Genomic DNA, 25,834 nt, shown 5'->3' with positions numbered 1-25,834 from the left:
CCTCTATGCTCTCCTACAAGCACGAAATCTTCCTGGAAGTGGCCCGCCTGCTGAGCTTCACCAAAGCCAGCCAGAACCTGTTCGTCAGCCAGTCGGCGGTAAGCAAGCACGTGAAGGCCCTGGAGGAGGAGTACAAAATTGGCCTGTTTGAGCGCCTGGGCAACTCCGTGAAGCTCACCCCGGCCGGGCGGCTGCTCTACCAGAAGCTGCTGCTGGCCAAGCAGCTGCAGCACGAACTGCACCAGGAGTTTACGGCCCTCAGCGCCGACTACTCGCCGCGCCTGCGCATGATGATTGGGGCCAGCACCACCATTTCGCTCTACGTGCTGCCGCCGGTGCTGTCGGCCTACCTGAACAAGCACCCCAACATTCAGCTCACGCTCAAAAACCGCAACAGCGAGAATATCCTCAAGGCCCTGCTCGACCACGAAATCGACCTGGGCATCATCGAGGGCATCAACAAGGTCAGCAACGTGACCTACACGCCGTTTCTCACCGACGACGTTATTGCCGTCTGCTCGGCCAAGAACCCGCTGAACACCCAGAACCTGACGGTACACGACCTGCACAACGTGCCGCTGGCCGTGCGCGAGGTGGGCTCGGGCACGCTGGCCGTGCTGGAGGAAGCCCTGGCCGAGCACCACCTCAAGCTGCCCGACCTGCCGGTGAAAGTGCGCCTGGGCGGCACCGAGGCCCTGAAAAACTTCGTGCGCGTGGATACCTGCCTGGCGTTTCTGCCCCGGCAGGCGGTAGTCAAGGAACTGGAGTCGGGGGAGCTGCTGGAAGTCCCGATTCAGGGGCTCAGCATGCGGCGGCAGTTCAACTTCATTCAGCGCCGGGGCACCGAAAACAACCTGCCATACAAGGATTTCGTGCAGTTTATGAAACGTCACTATTCGAAAAGGGAATAGCCTATTCCGAATCCCTATTTTGTTTCCGCATACTGGCGGGGGTATTTGCCGTTCTAAAGCTCAGTTCTTACCGCCCTCGTTCGTCATGCAAACCTGCTCCACTCTTGCCTCCCGTATTCACGCGCTGGAATGCTCCGCCTGCGGCAAGCCCCACTCGGCCTTTGCCCTGCAACGGGTGTCGGAGTGCTGCCAGCTGCCGCTGCTGGCCACCTACGACCTGCACGAGCCCCTGAGCAAGGCCAGCATCTGCCTCACCGAGGGCTCGATGTGGCGCTACCGCGAAGTGCTGCCCCTGCTCCACGACGAAAACCGGGTGAGCCTGGGCGAAGGATTCACCCCGCTGCTGGACCTGACGCGCCTGGCCGGCCGCTACGATCTGCACTCGTTGGTGCTCAAGGACGAAGGCCAGAACCCGACCGGCTCGTTTAAGGCCCGGGGCCTGAGCATGGCTATTTCCAAGGCCAAGGAGCTGGGCGTGGAAGGCTGCATCGTGCCCACGGCCGGCAACGCGGGGGTGGCTATGGCCGCCTACTGCGCCAAGGCCGGCATGCGGGCCGTGGTGGCCATGCCCCGCCACACGCCCAAGGCCTTCCGCGAGGAGTGCTACTGGTACGGGGCCGAAGTCGAGCTGATCGACGGCCTGATCAACGACTGCGCGGCCTGGGTGCGCCACACCAATGCTGGCGGCGAGCTGCTCGACGTGTCGACGCTGAAAGAGCCCTACCGCATCGAGGGCAAGAAAACCATGGGCTACGAAATTGCCGAGCAGCTGAATTGGCAGCTGCCCGACGTGATTCTCTACCCCGCCGGCGGCGGCACCGGCCTGATTGGCATCTGGAAGGCCTTCCGGGAAATGAAAGCCCTGGGCTGGCTGCCCGCCGATGCCAGGCTGCCCCGCATGGTGGCCGTGCAGGCCGCCAACTGCTGCCCCCTGATTGAAACCTACGCGGGCCGGCAGGCCAACTCCCACCACTACGTCGGCAAACCCACCATTGCCAACGGACTGGCCGTGCCGCGCCCCTTGGGGGAAGCCCTGATGCTGGAAGTGCTGCGCGAGTCGCGGGGCACGGCCGTGAGCATCACCGACGAGCAGATGGTGGAAGGCATGCGGGAGCTGGGCCGCCTCGAAGGCCTGTTCGTGGCCCCCGAAGGCGCCGCCGTCTGGATGGCGGCCCGCCACCTGCTCGGCACCGGCTGGCTGCGCCCCGACGAGCAGATTCTGCTGCTCAACACCGGCTCGGGCCAGAAGTACCTCGACAACGTGGAAGGCCAGTACTAAACCAGTCGGGCCCAGGGTAGCCGCTTTTGCGTAGCTTGCCGCCGAAGCACGATAAGCGGTATGGACGTAACCTGGGGCTGGCAGCCCGTTGAGTGTACCCCCGGCACAGCGCGGGCGCAGGGCCCCGTCACGGAAGCCGAAGCCCTGGCCATCTACACCGAGTTTCCCTGGGCCGAGCAGCTCCGGCAGTTGGCTGCGCGCCGGCAGCAGGGCCTGCCGGACGTGCTGCCGGGCCTGTGGTTTCGGCGCGCCCCCGCCGAACAGCTCACCCTGCTGGCCCGCGACGAGTGGACCGTGCTGCTGGGCTACGCGGTAGGGGAGCAGCGGTATTGCTACGAGCTTTCCCTGAGCTGGTGGGCCCACAACCTGGAGCCCGAGGACATCATCCGGATGTTGTTTGCCGGTACCCTGGCCGCCTGGCCCGGCTGGCAGCACCCCGACCCCTACGCCGATTTTTCCCCGCTGGCGGCCCCGTAGCCGGGGCGCTCCTTGCCTTGCTGCCCGGCGCGGGTCGTGTGCCCTTCCCGCCTTACCTTGCAGGCTTGTTGGCGCCAGAGCCAGCTTATCACCCGCTGCCCCATGCAAGAGAAAATCCGCCCCGAAGATGCCCTGCTCTACCACGCCCAGGGCCGCCCCGGCAAGCTCGAAGTCGTGCCCACCAAGGCCTACAGCACCCAGCGCGACCTGTCGCTGGCCTACTCGCCCGGCGTGGCTGAGCCTTGCCTGGCCATTGCCGACAACCCCGAGGACGTGTATAAGTACACCGCCAAAGGCAACCTGGTGGCCGTTATCAGCAATGGCACGGCCGTGCTGGGTCTGGGCGACATCGGGCCCGCCGCCAGCAAACCGGTGATGGAGGGCAAAGGGCTGCTGTTCAAGATCTACGCCGACATCGACGTGTTTGATCTGGAGCTTAATACCAAGAACGTCGACGAGTTCGTGCGCACCGTGAAGCTGCTCGAACCTACGTTCGGCGGCATCAACCTGGAAGACATCAAGGCCCCCGAGTGCTTCGAGATTGAGGAGCGCCTCAAGCAGGAGCTCAACATTCCGGTGATGCACGACGACCAGCACGGCACGGCCATTATTTCGGCCGCCGCCCTGCTCAACGCCCTGGAGCTGGTGGGCAAAGACATTGCCCAGGTGCGCATCGTGGTGAATGGGGCCGGCGCTTCCGCCATTTCCTGCACCAAGCTCTACCTGGCCCTGGGCGCGCAGCCCGACAACGTGGTGATGTGCGACAGCAAAGGCGTGATCCGGGCCGACCGCCCCGATCTGGACGCGCGCAAGCAGCCCTTTGCCACCTCCCGCGACCTGCACACCCTGGCCGAAGCCTTCGTGGGCGCCGACGTGTTCGTGGGCCTCTCGAAGGGCAACGTGGTCAGCCAGGAGATGGTGCGCAGCATGGCCGACAACCCGGTGGTGTTTGCCATGGCCAACCCCACGCCCGAAATCAGCTACGAGGAAGCCGTGGCCGCCCGCCCCGACCTGATTATGGCCACCGGCCGCTCCGACTATCCCAACCAGGTCAACAACGTGCTGGGCTTCCCCTACATTTTCCGCGGGGCCCTCGACGTGCGCGCCACCGAAATCAACGAGGCCATGAAGCTGGCCGCCGTGCGGGCCCTGGCCGCCCTGGCCAAGAAATCGGTGCCCGACGCGGTAAACATGGCCTACGGCACCGACAACCTGCAATTCGGCCGCGAGTACATCATTCCTAAGCCCGTCGACCCGCGCCTGCTGGCCACCGTGGCCCCGGCCGTGGCCCGCGCCGCCATTGAGTCGGGCGTGGCCCAGGCCCCCATCACCGACTGGGCCGCTTACGAAAGCCAGCTGGCCCGCCGCCTGGGGCAGGACACGCGCATTTCCCGCGTGATTCTCGACAAGGCCAAGACCAGCCCCAAGCGCGTGGTGTTTGCCGACGCCGAAAACCTGAAGGTGCTCAAGGCTGCCCAGCAGGTCAAGGACGAAGGCATTGCCCACCCCATTCTGCTGGGCAATGAGCAGGTGATTCGGGCGCTGCTGGCCCAGCACCAGCTCGACCTGGCCGGCGTGCCCATCCTCGACCCCGGCACGCCCGAGCAGGCCGCGCGGGTGCAGCGCTTCGCCGACGCCCTCTATGAAAAGCGCCACGCCAAGGGCATCAGCGCCCCCGAGGCCCTGGATTTGATGCGGGCCCGCCGCTCCTACTTCGGGGCCATGATGGTGGAAACCGGCGAGGCCGACGCCCTGATTTCGGGCCTCACGCGCAAATACCCCGACACCATCCGGCCGGCCCTGCAGGTAATCGGCCGCGAAGACGGGGTGCGCAAAGTGTCGGGCATGTACATTCTGCTCACCAAGCGCGGGCCCCTGTTCCTGTCCGATACCACCGTCAACATCGACCCCACGGCCGAGGAGCTGGTGGAAATCACGGAAATGACGGCCCGGGCCGTGGAGCGGTTCAACATCAAGCCCCGCATTGCCCTGGTTACCTACTCCAACTTCGGCAGCGCCAAGGGCGCCGACGCGGCCAAGATGCGGCGGGCCGTGCAGCTACTCCAGCACAAGCACCCCGACATGCTGGTCGACGGCGAAATCCAGGCCCACCTGGCCTTCGATACCGAGCTGCTGCGCCAGAACCACCCGCTGAGCAAGCTGGTGGAGGAAGGCGCCAACACGCTGATTTTTCCCAACCTCTCGGCGGCCAACATTGCCTACAACCTGCTCCGCTCGGCGGCCGGCTTCGAGTCCATCGGCCCGATTCTGCTGGGGCTGCGCAAGCCGGTGCACGTGCTGCAATTGGGCTCGTCAGAGCGCGAGATTGTGAACATGGTAGCCATTGCCGTGGTGGAAGCCCAGGAACAGGAGCAGAGCGGGCAGGCGTAGTCCGCCGCCCTGCTCGTGTCGCCGCCGGCAAGTGCCCTGGCCGCCTGAGCAGGCAGCCAGGGCGCTTGCTCGTTATGGCCTTTGCCGCTGCCAGCGGCAGTCGGCGCGCCGAGGCCGGCCCGGCGGGCCGCACGTGGCCCTGCATCGTCGGTCGGCGGCTTTCGTACCTTTGAGCCGCCACCTCCGTCTTTTGTCCTATGCGCATCCTGCACGTTTTGTCCGCCGATTTCTTTGCCGGCTCCGTTAGCTACGCCGTGCATCTGGCCGAAGCCCACCGCGCCCAGGGCCACGAAGTCGTGCTGGTGTCGGATATGGCCCAGCTGCCCACCGGGGCGTTGTGTGTGCAGGCGCCCATCACCAACCGGCGGCACGGGCAGCGGCTGCGCAACATTCTGCTGCTGCGCGGCCTGCTGCGCCAGCACCAGATTGAGGTGGTGCACGCCCACTCCCGGGCGGCCAGCTGGGTGGCTTATTTTGCCGTGAAGGGCACCGATATTCCGCTGGTGTCCACGGTGCACGGCCGCCAGCACCTGCACGCCTCCACCAGCCTGTTCGACATCTACGGCGACAAAGTGGTGGCCATTTGCGCCAACCTGAAAACCCACCTGGTGGAAGAGGTGAAGATGCAGCCCGAAAAAATCGTGCTGCTACCCAACGGCGTAGACTTTGCCGCCCAGCCCCCGGAGCTGGCCACCCAGGCCCGACCCCTGCGCCTGTCGTTTATCGGGCGCTTCAACGGGGGCAAGGGCGAGCGGGCGGCCCAGCTGCTGCTGCGGGTGTTTCCGGCCCTGCTGGCCGAGTTTCCGGCCTTGCGCGTGGCCCTGGTCGGGGCCGAGCTCCAACACCTGCCCGCCGCCGGCAAGACTGCCTTGCAGCACCTGCAAACCCAGTTTCAGGAGCGGGTCGAAGTCGTGGGCTTCACGCCCGACGTGCCCGGCTGGCTGGCGCAGTCGGCCCTGGTGGTGGGGGCCGGGCGGGTGGCCATCGAGGCGCTGGGCGCGGGCGTGGGCGTGCTGGCCCTGGGCGAGGCAACCTACGCGGGCGTAGTCACGGAGGCCAGCTACGAAGAAGCCGCCGCTTCCAACTTCGGCGACATCTCGGCCCTGCTCCAGGATACCACCGTCGACTACGACCAGCTGCTGGAAGATGCCCGCGTGTTTCTGGCCGCCCCGCACCCGGTGGGCGCCGCCCTGCAGGCCCGGGTGCAGCGCGACTACAGCCTGGCCGCCATTGCCGCGCAGGTGCTGAGCGTGTACCGCGGCGCCGTGATGAAAAAGCGCGTGCCCGGCTTTATTCCCATCCTGATGTACCACAAGATTCCGACGGCGCCGCTGAATACCAAGCACCGCATCTTCGTGACCCGGGACAATTTCGAAAAGCACCTGGAGTACTTCCGCCGCCGGGCGTTTACGCCCATTACCTTCCTCGACTACTTGGCCTTTGCCAACGGCGAGAAGGACCTGCGCGAGTTTCCGGCCCGCCCCATCATCCTCACCTTCGATGACGGCTACACCGACAATTACACCAACCTGCTGCCCCTGATGCAGCACTACGGCTACCGGGGCGTCATCTACCTGCTCGGCGACGAGCAGGTGCGCTACAACTTCTGGGACGTGGACTCCGACCCCGCCGAGCCGCGCTGCGAGATTATGAGCCCCGAGCAGAAGCGGGCCTTCGTGGCGGCGGGCTGGGAAATCGGGGCCCACACGCTCACGCACGCCAACCTGCCCACGGTGCCCCTGGAGCAGGCCGCCCGCGAAATTGCCGAGAGCAAGCAGCTGCTCGAGCAGCTGCTTGGCGCCGAAGTCGTGTCGTTTGCCTACCCCTACGGCAGCAGCAACGAAGCCCTGAAAAAGCTGGTGCGCGACGCCGGCTTCGCCTTTGGCGTCTCGACCGACACGGGCGGCATGCACCTGGAAGACGACCGGTTTCAGGTGTTCCGCATCAACATGTTTCCCGAGGAAACGCCCGGCTCCCTGTTCAAAAAAACGGCCCCCTGGTACCGGCGCTACTACCGCTTCAAGCGCAAAAAGTAAGTCGGCCGGTTCTTTCGTAGGAATTTCGAGCCTGCCTGAGGCAGATCTAGTACAGATCCATTATCAAGCCCCGCTGCGCCGCTTTGCAAGCTGCCGGAGCGGGGCTTGTTGCTGTTTGGTCAGTTCGATTTACAGGTTGGTAGTTGTTGCGCGGTAGGTTTAAGAATCAGGGTGTATTTTCAATAACAACCGTTAGTTTTATATGTAAGGCCTAAAAAATAGAGGTGGTTTTTCTGTTTTATATAGTTGAATATGTAAATTGACCTTCGAAAATAGAGTGTTATAAAAATAATCATTCGTATGAGCCACTCCTCGACTCTTCGCCCCAGTTATAGCCTGCTGACGCTGGCCGGGCTTATTCTGCTTAGTACCATTGCCGCATTCGTGGAAGTGCCGCACCCGGCGGCCACGCCGGGCAGCCTCAACGGGGCCGACATGGCCTGGATGCTGACGGCCACGGCCTTCGTGCTGATCATGACGCCCGGCTTGTCGTTTTTTTACGGCGGCATGGTGCGCCCCAAAAACGTTATCAGCACCATGCTGCAGAGCTTCGTGGCGCTGGGCGTCATTTCGCTGGTGTGGTACTTCGTGGGCTTTTCCCTGGCCTACGGCGACTCCTGGCACGGCCTGATCGGCAACCCCTTCACGTTTGGCATGCTGCGCAACGTGGGCACGGCCCCGCACCCGGTGTTGTCGCCGAATATTCCGTTCGTGCTCTTCTTTGCCTTTCAGCTCAAGTTTGCCATCATCACCCCGGCCCTGATTACAGGCTCCTTCGCCGAGCGGGTGCGCTTCAAGGCGTACCTGGCCTTTATGGTGCTGTTCTGCATCTTTATCTACTGCCCGCTGGCCCACTGGACCTGGCACCCCGAGGGCTTCCTGCGCCAGTGGGGCGTGCTCGACTTTGCCGGGGGCACGGTGGTGCATATTTCGGCCGGCATTGCTTCCCTGGCCGCCGCGCTGGTGCTGGGGCCCCGCACGGTGCACGGCCGCAAAACGGCCTTCGTCACGCCCAACGTGCCCTACGTGATTCTGGGCACGGGCCTGCTGTGGTTCGGCTGGTTCGGGTTCAATGCCGGCTCGGCCCTGGGGGCCAACGAGCTGGCGGCTCTGTCCTTCGTGAACACCAACATGGCCTCGGCCGCCGCCCTGGTGGCCTGGCTGCTGATTGAGGTGGTGCGCGGCGGCAAGCCCACGGCTATGGGCGCCTGCATCGGGGCGGTAGTCGGGCTGGTAGCCATTACGCCCGCCGCCGGCTACGTCACCTACGGCCAGAGCGTGCTGATCGGGGTGCTGGCGGCCCTCATCAGCCAGGCCGCCGTGCACTGGCAGAACAGCCGCACCAGCATCGACGACACGCTCGACGTGTTTCCCTGCCACGGGCTGGGCGGCATCGTGGGCATGCTGCTCACGGGCGTATTCGCCGATAAGGTCGGCCTGATTCACGGCTCGGCCACCACGTTTGGCTACCACGTGCTGGGCCTGGCCATCGTCGTTGCCTTCACTTTCGGCGGGGCCTGGCTGCTGCTCAAAGTCACTGACCTGTTCTTCGGCCTGCGCGTGAAGCCCGCCCAGGAAGAGCTGGGCCTCGACTTAAGCCAGCACGAAGAATCTACTTATCACATCGACGAGGAGTTTGAGCAAACCTACCGCAAAGAGCAGGTAGGGGAGCGGGTCTAGCGCCGCCGCCGGCCGGTCACGGCTTTTGCAACGCAACAGGGCCACCGGAACGCTTGTCCGGTGGCCCTGTTGCGTTTGTGGTAAGGTGACTAATCAGCCCATTTTACTCAGGAAAAAAGCCGCCAGAAAGCCCAGTACCGTTATCAGGCCAGTGAAGTTGTGGGCGGCTTCGAAAGCCTCTGGAATCATCGTGTCGGCTATCATGGCCAGCACCGCGCCGGCGGCTACGGCCGTGGTGGCGGCCACTACTTCCTGCGAGAAATGGCTGAAAATGGTGTAGCCGGCCAGCGACGAAACACCCGAAATCAGGGCAATGCCGGTCCAGAGCAGAAACACGTAGCGAGCCGGCCGCCCGGCCTTTTTCATGCCCGCCGCGCTGGAAAGTCCTTCCGGCAAATTCGACAGGAAAATGGCAATGACGGCCACCATGCTCACGGTGCCGCCCGCCAGCAAGCTCAGGCCAATGACGATGCTTTCCGGAATCCCGTCGAGCAGGGCCCCGATGGCCAGGGCCAGGCCGTTGTCGTCGCCGGGCTCAGTAGCGGGCTTGGTGCCGGCCTGCACTTTGGCGCGCTCCACTTTCTGGTGCTCGCCCGAGCGTTTGCGGTGCTTGGCGCCCTGGCGGGCCAGCAGCCAGTTGGCCAGCGTGTAGGCCGCCGCGCCGCCCACGAAGCCCAGGGCGGTGGAGTCGAGGCCGCCTTTCTCGTAGGCGTCCTCCATCAGCTCCAGCGACAGGGTCGAAATCAGCACGCCGCTGCCAAAGGCCATAACGGCGGCAATCAGGCGCTGGGGCACGCGGGCGTAGTAGCCGATGGCCGCGCCGACGAGCAGCGCCGAGCCCGAAACCAGGCCCCAGAAGCCGGCAACGGCCCAGGTTGGAAATTCCATGTGTGGTAGTGTTAAGGAAAGGTCGGAGCCGCGCCCGAGTGGGGCGGTGCTGCCCTTATACTTGCCGGGCCGCATTATAGTTAAGCGCCACCTTCCACCCGGTACCGCGCCAGCGTCTGCTGCACGGCGGCGTCTTCCAGCTCCAGCACCTGCACTTTCTTGAAGGGAGCCGTGTGCCCGGTCAGCAGCGCCACGCCGGACTTGCTGACCCCGAACACCTCGGCCAAATACGCCAGCAGGCAGGCGTTGGCTTTGCCGTCGTGGGCCGGCGCTTTCAGCCGCACCGTAATGCTGCCGTCGGCGGCTACTTCCAGGCGGTTCTGGCGGCTATTGGGCTTGGCTTTCAGGTGCAGGGTAACGGGCATGGCAACGGACAAGAAAGCCGCCAAGATACTACTTCGCCGCGCCCGGAGTGGCCGCGCCGTGTAGCCGCGCTTGCCCGTAGGGGCACTGGCTGAGCACCACGCACCGCCCACAGGCCGGCGAGTGGAAGTAGCAGCACTTCTGCCCGTGGAACATGAAGGCCTCGTGGTGGTCGTACACCTGCTGGGCGTCCCAGTCGGGCGGGAGCAGGGCTTCCAGCAGCTTGTGGGCCGGTCCTTCGCCCACTTTGGGCCCGATGAGCCCCAGGCGCTGGGCCACGCGGTGGTGGTGGCTGTCGACGGGCATGGCCGGGATGCGCAACGAGCTGAACAGCAGGGTCGCAGCGCTGGTTTTGGGCCCCACCCCCGAAATTGATTCCAGCCAGGTGCGGGCTTCGGCCACGGGCATGTCGGCCAGAAACGTCAGGTCGCAGGGGCCGCCGCACCGCGCGCTGATTTCGCGCAGCACGGCCTGAATCCGGGGGGCTTTCTGCTCGGGCCAGGTGCAGGGGCTAATGGCCGCTTGCACGTCGGCCGTGGGCGCGTCGCGCACCTCTTCCCAGGTCGGAAACCGGGCCCGCAGCTGCTGGTAGGCTTTGTGCGACTCCTGGTTGCGGGTGCGGTGGGAGAGCAGGGCGCTGATCAGCTCACTGAGGGCATCCTTGGTGCTGAAAAAGCGGAAGGGCGCGCCGTATTCGGCGCACAGCTGGGCATGGGCCCACAAGGCCCGGGCCTGGCAGGAAGCAAAATCGGAGCAGACGGTGACGGTAGTTTCCACTCCCGGGCTTACGCCCCCGCGCCGGACGGGTTGCTGGCGGGCGCCTTACTGCAAGCCCCGGTTGTAGAGGGCAATGGCCTGCCGGATGCTCTTTTGCTGCCTACTACCCCAAATAACGGGCAGAATACCCAGCGGAATACTGGCGTAGACGAGGGGCGACACCCCGGAGTTGCGGGGATTAAGCGTGGCAAACAGGCCCGCCGCTACCGTGCCCGCCGCGGCCACGTAGCTCAGGGTGCTGTAGGTCTGGTAGCGGCGCGCCTGCATGAGCAAGGCCGTGCTGCCGGCATTGTCGGCCGTGGCCACGCTCAGGTTGCGCAGACTCATATTCTGAATCGGGCCGTTGTCTTTGCTGAAATACTCGGTTTTTACGGTGCGGTACACGGGGCCGCCGTAGCCGCCGTAGCGCCCCCCATAGCCGTAGGGGCTGTAGCCGCTGCCGGCGTACTGCGAGCTGGTAATCGAGTACAGGCTGAGCCGGCCCACTTTGTCGCGGCGCAGGGTAGTTTCCTTTGAAGCCTTGGGCAGCAGAGCCCGCACGTAGTGGCCGGTTTCGTCCTCGTAGAAGCTCACCTCGCTCATTTCTACCCGCTGCCGGTCGTCGAGCAGGATGTGGGAGCGGCCAAACAGCGGCTGCTTCAGCTCCACGTCGTAGGCTTTGTACACCGTGCCGTTTTTCAGGCCCACCAGGTAGCGGGTCGGCTCGTTCACTGGCTGCTGGGCCGGCGCGGCCGGCTGACTGGGCGGAGCTACTACCTCCACGGCGGGCGGCGGCACTTGCGGCTGGCGCCCGGGGCGGCGGGCCGAGTCGGGCAGGGCGGGCAGGGTGTTGAGCTGGCGCGGGGCCTGTTGGGCCAGCAAGGGGCTGCTCAGGGCCAGGGCCAGCAGCAGAGCGGAAAGACGAAGCGTCATAAAGCAGAAAAATGGCCTTCGGGCCCCGCCGAAATACGAGGTGCGCGGGCGGCCTCCGGGAGCCAAAGATGCCGGTTCGGCCCCAAATAGTTGCAGGCCGGCTGCGGCCCCCGGCCTCCCGGTGTAAAGCAAAAGCCACTCCGGCGGCCCGCTGGGGCTACCGGAGTGGCGCAGAAAATTCAGCCCGTAAGAGAAATGCTACTTCAGGAGCTGCTCCAGCAGGCTGATGCTGTCGACCATGTCGTGGCCGGTTTCGAAATCCACGGGCTTGAGGATGTAGCCGTTGATACCCAGGTTTTCGGCCCGCATCCGGTCAATGTCCATGGCGGAGGTAGTCGTCACGAACACCGGAATGTCGCTGAGCTCGACGTGGCTGCGCAGCTCGGTCAGAAACTCGTGGCCGTTCATCTTGGGCATGTTCAGATCCAGCAGAATCACCTCGGGCAGGGGCCGGATGGGTTCCACGCCATTTTGGCCCAGCAGCAGGTCCAGGGCTTCCAGGCCGTTGAAGGCCGTGTATAATTTGTGCTGGATGCTGAATTTCTCGAAGGCTTTCTGCACGGTCATCGTGTCGAAAAAATCGTCTTCTACTAGCAGAACAGAGCGCATAAGCCAAAAAAGAACAGGGTTCAGGGAAGAGGTCGGGGCCGCCTGGCAAAAGCCGGGCCAGAAACGCCGCAAGCTAGCGCCTAACTGGCTTTTTCGGTAACGGAAACCTTGGGCCAGGTAAAAATAAATGCCGTGCCCTGCCCCGGGGCCGATTCCACCCGGATGGTACTTTTCTGCTCGTCCAGAATCTTTTTCACGATGCTGAGCCCGATGCCGGTGCTTTCGGCCGTGTTCCGGTCGCGCAGGGTCTGGAAAATCAGGAAAATCTTTTCGTGGTATTCCGGCGCGATGCCCGGCCCGTCGTCGGCCACCGTGAATTCGTACTCCTTCTTGGCTTCCGTGCAGCGCACCGTGATGGTGCCCTGCCCGCGGTGATGGTACTTCACGGCGTTGCTCAGCAGGTTGGTAAACACCTGCTGCAAACTGAGCCGGTCGGTAAGCAGCTGGGGCAGGGCGGTGGCAATATCGAGGTGGAACTCGGGCGGCACCACCATGTCGCGCACTTCCTCCACCAGCTGCCGCACCTGCACCAGCTCCAGCTTCTGCTCGGTGCGCCCGATGCGGGCGTAGGCCAGCAGGCCGTTGATGAGGTCTTCCAGGCGCACGAGGCGGCCCTTCATCATGCCCAGGTACTGGCGCATTTGCTCCGACAGCTCACTGGTCAGCTCGTCCTCAATCCATTTCACCACGGTCATCACGCCCCGTAGCGGCGCTTTCAGGTCGTGCGACGTGACGTAGGCAAACTGGTCGAGCTCCCGGTTGCGGTTTTGCAGGGCTCCAAACGTGTCGTCCAGGGTCTGGGTCATGCGGTTCAGGGAAGTAGCCAGGTTACCGAGGCTGTCTTTTTCCTTGTCCTTGATTTTGACCTTGTAGTCGCCCTGCACCACTTGGTTGGCCAGGTTTTCGATGATCTGAATCCGCTGGGAAGTGTCGTGGTTGATGGTTTCCAGCTCCTGGCGCAGCCGGTCGTTGGCCGCAATTTCCCGCGAGATTTTCTGGAACAGCCACAGCGTGATGAGAATGGCCAGGGTGGCCGACAGGATAATGGTGATGGGGGCAATGGTTTCGTAGAGGTTCTGCTGGCGGTTGCGCTCGGCCAGCAGGGTCAGCTCGTCCTGCTTGATGCCCTCGAACAAGGCGGCAATGGCCCGCATCGTTTGCCGGCCCGTGTCCAGGATGGTCTGGGTGGAGGAGCTGGTGACGGAGCGGTTCTGGTCGAGCAGCAGGCGCATGTTGCGAAACTTCTGGCCGACCAGCTGCTGCATCGAGTCGACGCGCGCGGCCTGTTGCGGGTTGTCGATGGTCAGCTGCTTCAGGCGCGCAAAGCTCTGCTCTACTTCGCCCTGGGAGCTTTCGTAGGTTTGCAGGTACGACGTGTCGGCCGTGAGCAGAAACCCCCGCACCCGCGACTCGGCGTCGCGCACCCGGGAAGTCAGCTGCTCGGCTTCCTGAATCACGCGGTAGGTGTGTTCCACGTGCCGGGTCTGCACGGCCAGCTGCCGGATGCTCAGAAACGAGGCAATGGCCGTGAGCAGCAGCACGCCGGCCGCCACGGCAAAGCCCAGCAGGATTTTCGTGTTAAGATTAAGTCGCATAGCTACAAACCTACGGGCTTCGGGGCAGATGCCCTAGCGTTTGGCGGCGCGGCGCGCCGTACCGCCGCCGGGTGCGTACCTTCGCGGCTGTCTTTGCCTGATTTAGCCTATGCCCGCCGCCGCCGACCCGATTACCAGCCCGCAGAATCCGCGCATCAAAAACCTGCTCCGCCTCCAGCAAAAAGCCTCCGAGCGGCGCGAGCAGCAGCTCACCATCATCGAGGGCCACCGCGAGCTGACCATTGCCCACCAGGCCGGCATCGAGATTCGCAGCCTGTTTGTGTGCCCCGAACTGGCCGGCGAGGTGCGCCAACGGGAGCTGCGCGCCACACTGGGGCCTCAGGTCGAGTGGTTCGACGTCTCGAAGGCCGTATTCGAGCGGGTGGCCTACCGGGAAGGCTCCGACGGGATTCTGGCCCTGGCCCGCCCGCCCCAGCGCCGCCTGGCCACGCTACAGCTGCCCGCCAACCCGCTGCTGCTGATTCTGGAGGCCGTAGAAAAGCCCGGCAACCTCGGGGCCATCCTGCGCACCGCCGACGCCGCCCAGGTCGACGCCGTCATCATCTGCGACCCGCGCACCGACCTCTACAACCCCAACGCCATCCGCTCCAGCATCGGCTGCATCTTCACGGTGCCCACGGTGGCCTCCACCCGCGAGGAAGTGCTGGCCTGGTGCCAGGAAAAAGGCATTCAAACCTACGCCGCCGCCCTCACGCCCCAGGCCCAGCCCTACACGGCGTATGATTTCCGGGGCCCCACGGCCTTCGTGATGGGCACCGAAGCCGACGGCCTCACGCCCGAGCTGCGCCAGGCCTGCTCCCACACCATCATCATTCCCATGCGCGGCTACATCGACTCGCTCAACGTGAGCATCGCCACCGCCGTGCTGACCTTCGAAGCCGTCCGCCAGCGCCAATAGGTTTGCCAATGACTACCGAACACCGCACGTTTCACGTCCACGGCCGGGTGCAGGGCGTGTTTTTCCGCCAGAGTACCAAGGCCGAAGCCCAGCGCCTAGGCCTGACCGGCTACGCCCGCAACAACGAGGACGGCACCGTCACCATCGAAGCCGAAGGCCCCACTGCGGCCCTGAATGCCCTGGAGGCCTGGTGCCACCACGGGCCGCCCGCCGCGCGGGTGGATAGGGTGGAAGCGCAGGCTGGCCCGGTGCAGGGCTACACCGAGTTCCGAATTGCGCGTTAAGCGGCAAGGTCCCGGGGGCTGGCCGCGGCAACCCGGCTATTGCTTCACTAGGCGCTGAAAGAAAAAGCCGGCTGCCGTTTCAATGCGCAACCCATACACCCCGGTGGCCAGCCCCGACAAATCGAGCTGTTGCCGGGTGCTGCCGGGGGCGAGGGGGGAAGTGAGCAGGATGCGGCCCAGCGCGTCGCAAAGCTGCACGCGGCCCGTGGTAGCAGCCGGAGCTTGCACCGTCAGCTGGCTGGTGGCGGGCACGGGGTAAATCTGCCAGCCGTGGAGCCGCGCGGCCGGCTCCGCCTGTAAGGCTACGATGTTGGATAGAGCATAGTCCTTCACGGTGATGATGACCCCGCTGGTATTCTGAGTGGTTACCTGCAAGCGCACCCAGCCGTAGCGCCACCCGTTGCCGCTGCGCAGGCGCACCCCCAAGTACCCGTCCTGCCCATCAATCCAGGCGCCGAAGCTTTGGTTGCCGGCCGGGTTGTTGCCCACGCGGGTCAGCCACGATGAGCCGTAGGGGTAAATCGTGCTGCGGCTTACCCACACCTGGGGCAACAGCGGGTTGGGCTGCGGCAGGTTCTGCTGGATGACATCCTGGGCGGCAAACCGTACAATCTGAGGCGTCTGCTCGTTGGAATAAATGGCTATATCATCGTGCAGGGGTGCCAGGCGGGCCTCGGCATCACTGGGAAACGAAGCCGTGCTAACGTAGGCGTTTAGCTGCAAATCGGCCCGGCCATCGGCGTCCAGGTCCAGCAGGTCCGTCACGGTATTGGTGCCCGGCCGTTGGGCCGTCAGTACTTTGTCCGGCAGCAGATCAACGTAGGTGGCCGTGGCCGGGCGCTGGCCCGCCACGATGGACTGGGCCCGGGCTGGTTGCAGGAATCCCGCGCCCAGCAGGGCGCAGCAAAAGGGTAGAAATTGGCGCATATGGGTAGTGCTAAGGTCGAGAAGCGAATGTAGCTGTAAGGTCTGATACTCAGTACGGTTAAAGCAAATAAAAAGGGAGGCAGCCAGTGGCTACCTCCCTTTTGCTTGTGCGAAGCAGAAGAACTAGTCGACTTTCTTAGCCGAGCGCAGACGCTCGTTTTCGTCGAGCAGAATCTTACGCATCCGCACCGATTTCGGGGTTACTTCCAGGTACTCATCCTTCTGGATGTATTCCATGGCTTCTTCCAGCGAGAACTGACGCTTGGGCACGATCTTCACGTTTTCATCCGAGCCCGAGGCGCGCATGTTGGTCAGCTTCTTGCCTTTCTGGATGTTGATGGTCAAATCGTTGGGGCGGGTGTGCTCGCCGATAACCTGGCCAGCGTACACCTCCTCGCCCGGATCAACGAAGAACTCGCCGCGGTCCTGCATCTTGTCGATGGTGTAGGCGGTGCCGGCACCGGTGTCCATCGAAATCAGCGAGCCGGAGATACGACCGGGAATAACGCCTTTGTAAGGCTCGTAGGCCGAGAAGCGGTGGTTCATGATGGCCTCACCGGCGGTGGCGGTCAGCACGTTGTTACGCAGGCCGATCAGGCCGCGGGCGGGAATGTTGAACTCCAGGTGCTGCAGGTCGCCCTTGGGCTCCATGATGGTCAGCTCGCCTTTGCGCATCGTCACCAGCTCAATCACCTTACCGGCGGTTTCCTCCGGTACGTCGACCACGAGGTGCTCGATGGGCTCCAGACGGTTGCCGTTGTCGTCCTCGCGGAACAGTACCTGGGGCTGACCCACCTGCAGCTCGAAGCCTTCGCGCCGCATGGTTTCGATCAGGACCGACAAGTGCAGAATACCGCGGCCGTACACGAGGAACGTGTCTTCCTTATCGGTTTCCTTCACGCGCAGGGCCAGGTTTTTCTCGGTTTCCTTGAACAGACGGTCACGCAGGTGACGCGAGGTCACGAACTTACCTTCCTTGCCGAAGAACGGCGAGTTGTTGATGGTGAACAGCATGTTCATCGTCGGCTCGTCGATGCTGATAACGGCCAGGCCCTCGGGGTTTTCGGCGTCGGCGAGGGTGTCGCCAATGTCGAAGCCTTCGATGCCGGTCACGGCGCAGATTTCGCCCGAGCTAACTTCGGAAACCTTGTTTTTGCCCAGGCCTTCGAACACCTGCAGCTCTTTGATCTTTACTTTCTTGATGGTGCCGTCGCGCTTCACCAGGCTCATGTTAGCGCCTTCGCGTAGCGTACCGCGGTGCACGCGGCCGATGGCGATACGACCCACGAACGAGGAGTAGTCGAGCGAGGTAACCTGCATCTGGGGCGTGCCGTCCAGGGTCGGAGCGGGCGGGATGGAAGCCACCACGGCGTCGAGCAGCGGGATGATGCTGTCGGTTTTTACTTTCCAGTCGGTGCTCATCCAGCCCTGCTTCGAGGAGCCGTACAGGGTCACGAAGTCCAGCTGGTCTTCGTTGGCGCCCAGGTTGAACATCAAATCGAACACCTGCTCGTGCACCTCGTCGGGCCGGCAGTTTTCCTTGTCCACCTTGTTTACTACCACGATGGGCTTCAGGCCCAGGTCGATGGCTTTGCCCAGTACGAAGCGGGTCTGGGGCATGGCGCCTTCGAAGGCATCGACGAGCAGCAACACGCCGTCGGCCATCTTCAGAACCCGCTCTACCTCGCCGCCGAAGTCGGCGTGACCGGGAGTATCGATGATGTTGATCTTAACGTCCTTGTAGCGGACGGATACGTTCTTGGAAACGATGGTGATGCCCCGCTCGCGCTCCAGATCGTTGTTATCGAGGATCAGGTCGTCGAACTGCTGGTGTTCGTCGAACAGCTTCGAGGCGTGGATAATCTTGTCCACGAGCGTAGTCTTGCCGTGGTCAACGTGCGCAATGATTGCGATATTCCGAATGTTCTGCATACAGATGGTTTTGCGGGTGCAAAGGTACGCATTTCTGTTGGCAAAAGCCCGAGTTATCAAAATGTTAGCGGATTCAGGCTGAAAGGCACGGCCTTACCTAAACCGAACCGAAGCTCCGCCGCGTATGTTTTGTCAGTAAGCGGCGGCCCTGGGGGCGCTGCTGTTGTTCCGTTTCACTTCTTGTCTCGTCTATGCGCACCTCCTTTCTGGTTCTGCTTTTATCTTCTTTAACCCTGGGCTCGGCCTGCTCCCAAAAACGCCAGAACCTGGCCGCGGAGAAGCCCCAGGCCGCTACCCAGCCCACGGCGGCGGGCAAACAGTATCCCAAGGCCAAGCCCGTCACGCACCGGCCCGACGAGTTTCCGGTGCGCAAAACCGACGCCCAGTGGAAAGCTCAGCTCACGCCGGCCCAGTATTTCATTCTGCGTCAGCAAGGTACCGAGCGGGCCTTCGATAATAAATACTTCGATAACCACGAAAAAGGTTCGTACTACTGCGCCGCCGACCACAACCTGCTTTTCACTTCCGACACCAAGTTTGAGAGCGGCACGGGCTGGCCCAGCTTCTGGGCTCCGGCTACCGACAGCAGCCTGAAAGTAACCGCCGACGACAGCCACGGCATGAGCCGCGACGAGCTGGTATGCGCCAAGTGCGGCGGCCACCTGGGCCACGTCTTCGACGACGGTCCCAAGCCCACCGGCCTGCGCTACTGCATGGACTCGGACGGGATGGTTTTTGAGAAAGCCAAGTAAAAGTGCCCGATATTTGTTGTGCCTGGCAGCCCGCTGAACTCCTTCGGCGGGCTGCTATGGTGAAGGCCCAGCCCGCCCCCAAAGTGCCCGCGGGGCTTTCCTGCCGTTTCCTAAACCCCTTCCGCCTATGACCACCGACCCGATCCGTACGCTCCAGCAGCAGCTGGCCCCGACCCGTGAGCAGCTGGTAGCCCACAGCGTGTACCAAGGCATTCAGTCCCTGGAAAACCTGCGCCAGTTTATGGAGTACCACGTGTTTGCCGTTTGGGACTTTATGTCGCTGCTCAAGTGCCTGCAGCGCGACCTGACGTGCGTAACCGTGCCGTGGGTGCCGCGCGGCAACCCGGCCACGCGCCGCCTCATCAACGAAATCGTGTTGGAAGAGGAAACCGACGTGGACCAGCACGGGCAGCCGGCCAGCCACTTCGAGCTGTACCTGCGGGCCATGGACGAGTGCGGGGCCGACACCCAGCCCATCCGCAAGCTGCTGGATGCTTTGTCGGTGGGCGAGTCGGTCGAAATGGCGCTGCTGAAGGCCAACGTGCCCTACGCCGTGCAGCAGTTCGTGCTCAGCACCTTCAATGTTATCAACTCCGGCCAGTCGCACGCGGTGGCGGCGGCCTTCACCTTCGGGCGCGAAGACGTTATTCCGGATATGTTCCGCCACTTGGTAGCCGACCTGGGGCAGCGCTTCCCCGGGCAGCTCGAAACGTTTATTTACTACCTGAACCGCCACATTCAGCTTGATGAGGAGGTGCACACGCCCCTAGCCGAGCAGATGGTGCGGGAGCTATGCGGCTCTACCGAGCAGAAATGGGAGGAGTGCCGCGAAGTGTCGGTGCGGTGCATGCAGGCCCGGGTGGCGCTGTGGGACGGAATCCGGCAGAGCATGAGCGCCGCGGCAGTGCCCGTTTCGGCGGGCAGCTAACTTCTCCCGGCCGCCGCGCGTTGTAGGAGGGCCGCCCACGCTGGGCGGCCCTAACTATGTGGCCATGTCACCTCTCTCATCAGTTTCCTTAGGCCGAATGGCGCTGCTGCTCAGCGCCGGTTGGCTGGCCGCCTGCACTGCTTCTCAGGAAAGCACCGCCGAGGTCGACCGTGCCCCGCTGCCCGCCACCATCCGCACCGACGCCGACCGGCAGGCCGCCTACAACAGCAATGCCGGCTACGGCGGCTCGGTGCCCGATGCCACGCCCGGCCGCGTGCCGGTGCGCGAGCAGGCCAGCGGCATCAACTCCCGCAAGCGGGTGGAAAACGTGAATACCAACGACCCCAACAACACCACGCCCGAAACCCGGCTGCGCCGCCTCAACGGAGCCCCCCTCGACACCACGCATCGGCTGCCCTAAACGCAACCGGCCGGCTTCCCGCGTGGGGAAACCGGCCGGGTAGTGCCAGGGTAGGAGGCTGATTAGCTGCCCGCCTCGCCAGCTGCTGGTTCGGTGGCCTCTGGCTTCACGGCCGGCGCGGGTTTCCTCACGCGGGCTGGTGCGCTGGCCGGGCGGGCAGGAGCCGGCTTTGCCGTGGCGGTGGGCCGCGCTTTGCGGGCGGGGCTGGCGACACTGGCGGCACTTTGCGCCGGCCGGCTACGGTTGCTGGTGCTGGCTGGTGCGGCGGGGCTTACCGTCGCAATGCTGTCGGAGGCGGCTTCGGATGGGGTGCCGTCGTAGTGGCGCACGATGGTGTGCAAGGCTTCCTCAAACAGGCGCTCCGTGTCGACGTCCAGACGCTTGGTGGCATCTTTCACCACTTCCTTCAGCTTGGCTTTCGTTTCTTTGCGGATCCGGTCGACGACTTCCTTCATCCGCAGATCCAACTCCTTTTGCAGCTGCTTGGCCGCCGCCTTCAACGATTTTTTCTGGCTGGCTTTTTTCTCGGCCCGCTTATCGGTGAGGGCTGCCGACGCGCGGGTAGCGGCTTTATCGGCTTTACGCTGAGCCTTTTGTGCTGGATCTTTCTTCGCTTTTTTCGCGGGCTGATCCGGAGCAGAATTTTTCATGGGAACGGAGGAAATAAGTGGAAGAAGCCGGCCTGAAAACCGCGGTAAAAACGGTGCCGTTGCGCTCAAATGTAACCGTATTTACCGGTCGGGCTATGTTAAGGTTTTGGGCGGTCGGCAATACTTTTAAATCCTTGTTTCTTTGTGCCCGGCTACGCGAATAGCCGGGTGTAAAAACCGCTTTTTTCTTTCTTGAATTTCTGATTTTTCTCTTCATATGCAGTCTGATCCTCAGCGGTATACCGTCACTGCCGCGCTGCCCTACGCCAATGGGCCCGTGCACATCGGGCACCTGGCCGGCGTGTATTTGCCGGCGGATATTTACGTCCGCTACCTGCGCGCCGCCGGTCGCGACGTTAAATTTATTTGCGGCTCCGACGAGCACGGCGTGCCTATTACCATTCGGGCGCAGAAGGAAGGCGTGACCCCGCAGCAGGTAGTGGATAAGTACCACGCCATTATCCGCGACTCCTTCGCCGATTTTGGCGTGTCGTTCGATATTTATTCGCGCACCTCGTCGAAAACGCACAGCGAAGTAGCCAGCGGCTTTTTCAAAAAGCTGTACGAGGAAGGCAAATTCATTGAGCAAACCTCGCAGCAGTATTACGACGAGAAAGCCGAGCAATTTCTGGCCGACCGCTACATCGTGGGCACCTGCCCGAATTGCGGCAACGAAAATGCCTACGGCGACCAGTGCGAAAAATGCGGCTCCTCGCTGAGCCCCACCGAATTGATTTCGCCGCGCAGCATGCTCAGCGGCAACCAGCCCGTGCTGCGCGAAACCAAGCACTGGTATCTGCCCCTCGACCAGTACGAGCCCTGGCTGCGCGAGTGGATTGTGGAAGGCCACAAAGCCGACTGGAAAGCCAACGTGTACGGGCAGTGCAAATCCTGGATTGACCAGGGCCTGCAGCCCCGCGCCGTGACGCGCGACCTGGACTGGGGCGTGCCCGTGCCCGTGGAAGGCGCCGAGGGCAAAGTGCTCTACGTGTGGTTCGACGCGCCTATCGGCTACATTTCGGCCACCAAGGATTTACTGCCCGACACTTGGGAAACCTACTGGAAAGATGCCGGCACCAAGCTGGTGCACTTTATCGGCAAGGATAACATCGTGTTCCACTGCATCATCTTCCCGGCGATGCTCAAGGCCCACGGCGACTATATTCTGCCCGACAACGTGCCGGCCAACGAATTTCTGAACCTGGAAGGCGACAAAATCAGCACCTCGCGCAACTGGGCCGTGTGGCTGCACGAGTACCTGCAGGATTTTCCCGGCAAAGCCGACGTGCTGCGCTACGTGCTCTGCGCCAACGCGCCCGAGACGAAGGACAACGATTTTACCTGGAAGGATTTTCAGGCCCGCAACAACAACGAGCTGGTGGCCAACCTGGGCAATTTCGTGAACCGCGCCGTGGTGCTCACCCACAAATTCTTCGGCGGCAACGTCCCGGCCATTGGCGGCGAGTTGCAGCCCATCGACCAGGAAGCCCTGGCGCAGCTGGCTGAATTTCCGCAGCGCATCGGCGAGCTGATCGACAATTACCGGTTCCGCGACGCGCTGAACGAGTTGATGAATCTGACGCGCGTCGGCAATAAATACCTGGCCGAAACCGAGCCCTGGAAATTAATCAAAACCGACGAGGCCCGCACCGGCACCGTGCTGCACGTCGCCCTGCAGATTGCCGCCGGCCTGGTGACGCTGATGGAGCCGTTCCTGCCCGCTTCGGCCGCGACGCTGGGCCAGATGCTGCGCGTGGAAAAAGGCAGCTGGCAAGCCGCCGGCCGCCCCGACACGCTGGCCGCCGGCCACGAAATCGGGGCCGCCGCGCTGCTCTTCGACAAAATTGAGGATGCTACGGTGGAAGCCCAGGTGCAGAAGCTGCTCGACACCAAGAAAGCCAACGAGCTGGCCAACGCGGTAGTAGAGCCCGCCAAGGAAGACATCAGCTTCGACGACTTCGGCCGCATGGACTTGCGCGTGGGCACGGTGGTAGCCGCCGAAAAAGTGGCCAAAACCAAGAAGCTGCTCAAGCTCACCGTCGACACTGGCCTCGACCAGCGCACCATCGTCAGTAGCATTGCCGAGCACTTCATTCCCGAAGCGTTGGTCGGCCAGCAGGTGCTGGTGCTGCTGAACCTGGCCCCGCGCGAAATCAAAGGCATCCAAAGCCAGGGCATGCTGCTGCTGGCCGAAAACGCCGATGGCTCTCTGCAACTGATGCAGCCCGGCCAGCCCGTGCGCCCCGGCAGCCACGTGGCGTAGTAGAGCAAAAGGTAATAATGGAGCTGATAGCAGAAATTGTAATGACTTTTTTGCTTTCGTATCCAGGTGCTGGAATACGCTGGTTTTGGCACCGAGGAAAGATTCCCTATAAAACCCTCATAGCGGATGATCCTGACTACAATGCATATGCAGTCATTATTTCCCTTGTGGTTCTGCTGATAATAGCGGCCCTATAACTGAAAAGCCCCATCCTCTGCATCAGAGGATGGGGCTTTTCTTTTGGGAAAGCTCAGGCATTGCTGAGGACGGATTGCTGAGCAAGCTCGCAAGGGCAGAACATCATTTAGCATATTCCCCACATCAGCACATTAGCACATTATTTCGTGTTTACCACGTTCATGGCACGCTCCAGGCCAATGGTGGCAAAGGCCAGAATAGCGTCGGCGGCTTTTTCGATGCGCAGCGGCAGGTCAATTTTCTCGTCGGCTGAAAACGGGTCCAGCACATAGTCTACCTGCCGGCCCTTGGGGAAGTTGGCATCCACGCCGAAGCGCAGGCGGGCATATTCGTCGGTGCCCAGGGTTTCCTGAATGTGCTTCAGGCCGTTGTGGCCGCCGGCCGAGCCTTTGCCTTTCAGCCGCAGCTTGCCGAAGGGCAGGGCCAGATCATCCGTCACGACCACCATGTTCTCCTTCGGAATTTTCTCGCTGGTCAGGTAGTGGGCGGCGGCTTTGCCACTCAGGTTCATGTAGGTTGTCGGCTTCACCAGCACCAGGGTTTTGCCTTTGTGCTTGATTTCGGTAACGAAAGCGTGGCGCTTGAGCTCAAACCGGGCGTCGTGCTTGGCGGCCAGGTAATCGGCCACCATAAAGCCGATGTTGTGGCGGGTGTCGGCGTATTCGGGCCCAATGTTGCCCAGGGCCATAACGAGAAACTTCATAGGGCGAAATACGGGGTTTTAACGCAAGAAATCCTGCCCCGCCGAAGCAGGACAGGATTTCCTTACTTACCGCAGCGCGGAGAGATATTACTTGTCGGCGTTCATCTGGCCTTTCAGGGCACGTGGGATGGTTACCGTCGCAATAGGAGCCGCACCGTTGGTCAGGATGGTATAGCCCTGCGCTTCTACCTTGTTTACTTTGATGGATTTGCCCAGCTCGAGGTCCGAGATGTTCACTTCCACGTAGTCGGGCAGGTTTTCGGGCAGTGCCTTCACCTTCAGCTTGCGCAGCTTGCTCACCAGCTTGCCACCGGCCAGTACGCCGGGCGAAACGCCCACGAACTTCACGGGAATTTCCATCTTCACTTCTTTGCCGGGCTGCAGCAACAGGAAGTCAACGTGCAGCAGCATTTCGTTCACGGGGTGGAACTGGGCATCCTGCACGATGGCGCGGTATACCGTGCCCTCTACGTTTACGTCCACAACGTGTACGTCGGGGGTATACAGCAATTCGCGGAAGAGGATGGCCGGAGCCGAGAAGTGCACTTGCTCTTCGCCACCGTACAGTACGCACGGAACATACGAGTCAAGACGCAGTGCTTTCGCATCCTTCTTACCGAGATTCGCTCTTTTAAACCCTACAATCTCGAGGCTTTTCATAAGCTTGTGTTTTTGAGAAAAAGAAAAGTGTGTTTTCCCGGCCAAGCTGACAATCAGCCCAAAACGGGCCGCAAAGATAGCGCTATTGTTTTATAAACGGAAACCGATTCCGGATTTGTCAGCGGGGCCCGGCCAAAGCTCACCTATTTGGCCCGGGAGCCGGCCATCTGCGTTTGTACCAGCTGCTCGGCCTGCTGCCGGTCCTGCAACACCCGCAGATACGCCACGGCCGGCCGCATCTGACAGGTGTAGGCGGCCTTGCGGGCGTAGTCGATGGCCTCGGGCAGGCGGTTGTTCATTTCCTCAAACACGGCCAGGTTGTAAAAGGCCCGGCCCGCTACTACGTGGTTGAGGTTGCGGGCGGCCTGCTGCCAGCGGGCCGCGGCCTGGGTCCAGTCGGTGGCCTGCACGCACTGCCGGGCCTGCTCCATGTGCGGGTTCTTCTTGGCCCGGGTGTAGACGTTGCGCGTCAAAGGCACGTAGGAGGGCGCAATCCGGCGGGCGTACTGGTCGCCGACGCGCCGGGCCACATCCCGGATGCAGCGCTCCGGGGCGGGCAAACCGGCCAGCGCCGCCTGGTAGGTGGCGCCTTCGCTGGTCCAGCCCAGGTGGTCTTCCTGCCGGGCCTGGTCGACCACGAGACCCTCGGGACCGTAGGTGCGAAACCCGGTCACCACGCGCATGTCCATGTGCACGACCGTAACCAGTACTTTGCGGTCGGGCTTGTCTTTCTCCTTAATAACCCGCTCTTCCTGGCTCCGCTGCAGCTGCATGTCCGAGTCGAAGGCTTCGAGCACCACCAGCCCATCGACCTGGGAGGTGCGGCACACCCGCCGGACGTAGTCGGGGCTCATGGGCGGCAGGAAAAACTCGCGCGTGCGGCCCACGAGCTGCAGGTTGGCCGGCGTCACGCGGAAGCGTGGGCTGTTGCGCATCAGCGCCTCGCCGGTGCTCAGCACGCAGGCTTCAGCCCCGGCCCGGTCGACCATCGGGCCCTCCCCCGTAAAAATTCCTTCCAGCACGTCGAAGAACTTGTCGCGGCGGCTGTCGGGCAGGATGCGGTTGGCGGTGGCAATGCGCTGCAGGGTTGGCGGCATGGGCACCGAGGCCGGGGCCAGCGCCTCCAGGTGAACGGTCGTGGTGCAGCTGGTGGCCAAGCCCAGGATGAGCGCGCTAACCCAGGCGGAACGGAGTAGAGAATAGTTCATAGTCGGAAAATAAAAACGAGAAGAGGGGAACTTTTCAGTTCCCCTCTTCAACACCATGCCAAAATTGGTTC

24 protein-coding genes are annotated in these 25,834 nt (G+C 62.9%); 12 read left to right on the top strand and 12 right to left on the bottom strand.

The genetic code is table 11. The features are described from left to right. Window positions 1–5: 5 nt before the first annotated feature. The 6 genes from E5K00_RS11165 (at window position 6) to E5K00_RS11140 (ending at window position 8,774) form a co-directional block, all read left to right on the top strand. Window positions 6–911 carry a LysR family transcriptional regulator gene (locus E5K00_RS11165; protein ID WP_135463298.1) on the top strand — a complete coding sequence of 302 codons (906 nt, stop codon included), beginning with the start codon at window positions 6–8 and terminating at the stop codon, window positions 909–911. An 85-nt stretch (window positions 912–996) separates the two neighbouring features. Beyond that, window positions 997–2,190, top strand: coding sequence for a threonine synthase (locus E5K00_RS11160; protein WP_135463297.1), 1,194 nt, complete (start codon window positions 997–999; stop codon window positions 2,188–2,190). Between the two features lie 60 nt (window positions 2,191–2,250). After that, window positions 2,251–2,667: a hypothetical protein gene (locus tag E5K00_RS11155; RefSeq protein ID WP_135463296.1), complete on the top strand. Its 417-nt coding sequence runs from the start codon at window positions 2,251–2,253 to the stop codon at window positions 2,665–2,667. A gap of 102 nt (window positions 2,668–2,769) precedes the next feature. Next, window positions 2,770–5,058 (top strand): NADP-dependent malic enzyme, encoded by a 2,289-nt coding sequence (locus tag E5K00_RS11150; protein WP_135463295.1) that lies wholly within the window; start codon window positions 2,770–2,772, stop codon window positions 5,056–5,058. 197 nt (window positions 5,059–5,255) lie between these two features. Then, window positions 5,256–7,094, top strand: a complete 1,839-nt coding sequence (locus E5K00_RS11145; RefSeq protein ID WP_135463294.1) for a polysaccharide deacetylase family protein — start codon at window positions 5,256–5,258, stop codon at window positions 7,092–7,094. A 300-nt stretch (window positions 7,095–7,394) separates the two neighbouring features. Further along, window positions 7,395–8,774, top strand: a complete 1,380-nt coding sequence (locus tag E5K00_RS11140) for an ammonium transporter (RefSeq protein ID WP_135463293.1) — start codon at window positions 7,395–7,397, stop codon at window positions 8,772–8,774. Window positions 8,775–8,867: 93 nt separating this feature from the next. Here the strand turns inward: E5K00_RS11140 and E5K00_RS11135 are convergent, their stop codons facing one another. From E5K00_RS11135 to E5K00_RS11110, 6 genes are all read right to left on the bottom strand, one after another. Next, window positions 8,868–9,662: a ZIP family metal transporter gene (locus E5K00_RS11135; protein ID WP_135463292.1), complete on the bottom strand. Its 795-nt coding sequence runs from the start codon at window positions 9,660–9,662 to the stop codon at window positions 8,868–8,870. Between the two features lie 80 nt (window positions 9,663–9,742). Next, on the bottom strand, window positions 9,743–10,027 hold the full coding sequence (locus tag E5K00_RS11130) for a DUF167 domain-containing protein (protein ID WP_135463291.1): 285 nt from the start codon (window positions 10,025–10,027) through the stop codon (window positions 9,743–9,745). Between the two features lie 28 nt (window positions 10,028–10,055). Then, window positions 10,056–10,802, bottom strand: a complete 747-nt coding sequence (locus E5K00_RS11125; RefSeq protein WP_245328259.1) for an endonuclease III domain-containing protein — start codon at window positions 10,800–10,802, stop codon at window positions 10,056–10,058. Between the two features lie 45 nt (window positions 10,803–10,847). Beyond that, entirely contained in the window at window positions 10,848–11,714 is an 867-nt protein-coding gene (locus E5K00_RS11120; protein ID WP_135463290.1) for a hypothetical protein, read from the bottom strand. A gap of 198 nt (window positions 11,715–11,912) precedes the next feature. After that, a complete protein-coding gene (locus E5K00_RS11115; RefSeq protein ID WP_135463289.1) occupies window positions 11,913–12,323 on the bottom strand; it encodes a response regulator in 411 nt (136 codons plus the stop codon). An 80-nt stretch (window positions 12,324–12,403) separates the two neighbouring features. Continuing rightward, window positions 12,404–13,918 carry a sensor histidine kinase gene (locus E5K00_RS11110; RefSeq protein WP_135463288.1) on the bottom strand — a complete coding sequence of 505 codons (1,515 nt, stop codon included), beginning with the start codon at window positions 13,916–13,918 and terminating at the stop codon, window positions 12,404–12,406. Window positions 13,919–14,027: 109 nt separating this feature from the next. Between E5K00_RS11110 and E5K00_RS11105 the strand changes: the two genes are divergently transcribed. Next, window positions 14,028–14,837 carry a TrmH family RNA methyltransferase gene (locus E5K00_RS11105; protein WP_135463287.1) on the top strand — a complete coding sequence of 270 codons (810 nt, stop codon included), beginning with the start codon at window positions 14,028–14,030 and terminating at the stop codon, window positions 14,835–14,837. Window positions 14,838–14,845: 8 nt separating this feature from the next. Further along, window positions 14,846–15,121, top strand: a complete 276-nt coding sequence (locus E5K00_RS11100) for an acylphosphatase (RefSeq protein ID WP_135463286.1) — start codon at window positions 14,846–14,848, stop codon at window positions 15,119–15,121. 36 nt (window positions 15,122–15,157) lie between these two features. Here the strand turns inward: E5K00_RS11100 and E5K00_RS11095 are convergent, their stop codons facing one another. Both E5K00_RS11095 and typA read right to left on the bottom strand, forming a co-directional pair. Beyond that, the gene (locus E5K00_RS11095) at window positions 15,158–16,048 is read right to left on the bottom strand and encodes a T9SS type A sorting domain-containing protein (RefSeq protein WP_135463285.1); all 891 of its coding nucleotides are present in this window, start codon (window positions 16,046–16,048) and stop codon (window positions 15,158–15,160) included. Between the two features lie 123 nt (window positions 16,049–16,171). Continuing rightward, window positions 16,172–17,980: a translational GTPase TypA gene (gene typA, locus E5K00_RS11090; RefSeq protein ID WP_135463284.1), complete on the bottom strand. Its 1,809-nt coding sequence runs from the start codon at window positions 17,978–17,980 to the stop codon at window positions 16,172–16,174. Between the two features lie 191 nt (window positions 17,981–18,171). On the opposite strand from typA, the gene msrB reads away from it, so the two are divergent. From msrB to E5K00_RS11075, 3 genes are all read left to right on the top strand, one after another. Then, a complete protein-coding gene (msrB, locus tag E5K00_RS11085; protein ID WP_135463283.1) occupies window positions 18,172–18,732 on the top strand; it encodes a peptide-methionine (R)-S-oxide reductase MsrB in 561 nt (186 codons plus the stop codon). Between the two features lie 127 nt (window positions 18,733–18,859). Beyond that, entirely contained in the window at window positions 18,860–19,660 is an 801-nt protein-coding gene (locus E5K00_RS11080; RefSeq protein WP_135463282.1) for a DUF3050 domain-containing protein, read from the top strand. Between the two features lie 97 nt (window positions 19,661–19,757). Next, entirely contained in the window at window positions 19,758–20,081 is a 324-nt protein-coding gene (locus E5K00_RS11075) for a hypothetical protein (RefSeq protein ID WP_135463281.1), read from the top strand. Between the two features lie 62 nt (window positions 20,082–20,143). Here E5K00_RS11075 and E5K00_RS11070 read toward each other — a convergent pair whose 3' ends face one another. Further along, window positions 20,144–20,731 carry a hypothetical protein gene (locus tag E5K00_RS11070; protein WP_135463280.1) on the bottom strand — a complete coding sequence of 196 codons (588 nt, stop codon included), beginning with the start codon at window positions 20,729–20,731 and terminating at the stop codon, window positions 20,144–20,146. Between the two features lie 217 nt (window positions 20,732–20,948). Between E5K00_RS11070 and metG the strand changes: the two genes are divergently transcribed. Further along, entirely contained in the window at window positions 20,949–22,994 is a 2,046-nt protein-coding gene (metG, locus tag E5K00_RS11065) for a methionine--tRNA ligase (RefSeq protein ID WP_135463279.1), read from the top strand. 337 nt (window positions 22,995–23,331) lie between these two features. Here the strand turns inward: metG and pth are convergent, their stop codons facing one another. The 3 genes from pth to E5K00_RS11050 form a co-directional block, all read right to left on the bottom strand. Beyond that, on the bottom strand, window positions 23,332–23,895 hold the full coding sequence (pth, locus tag E5K00_RS11060; RefSeq protein ID WP_135463278.1) for an aminoacyl-tRNA hydrolase: 564 nt from the start codon (window positions 23,893–23,895) through the stop codon (window positions 23,332–23,334). A gap of 87 nt (window positions 23,896–23,982) precedes the next feature. Then, window positions 23,983–24,555, bottom strand: coding sequence for a 50S ribosomal protein L25/general stress protein Ctc (locus E5K00_RS11055; protein ID WP_135463277.1), 573 nt, complete (start codon window positions 24,553–24,555; stop codon window positions 23,983–23,985). Between the two features lie 143 nt (window positions 24,556–24,698). Then, a complete protein-coding gene (locus E5K00_RS11050; RefSeq protein WP_135463276.1) occupies window positions 24,699–25,763 on the bottom strand; it encodes a DUF6340 family protein in 1,065 nt (354 codons plus the stop codon). Between the last annotated feature and the right edge of the window lie 71 nt (window positions 25,764–25,834).

Source organism: Hymenobacter aquaticus (assembly GCF_004765605.1).
In the GTDB taxonomy this organism is placed as follows: domain Bacteria; phylum Bacteroidota; class Bacteroidia; order Cytophagales; family Hymenobacteraceae; genus Hymenobacter; species Hymenobacter aquaticus.
Note: the sequence above shows the minus strand (reverse complement) of the source record. Positions and strands in the feature narration are given on the sequence as shown.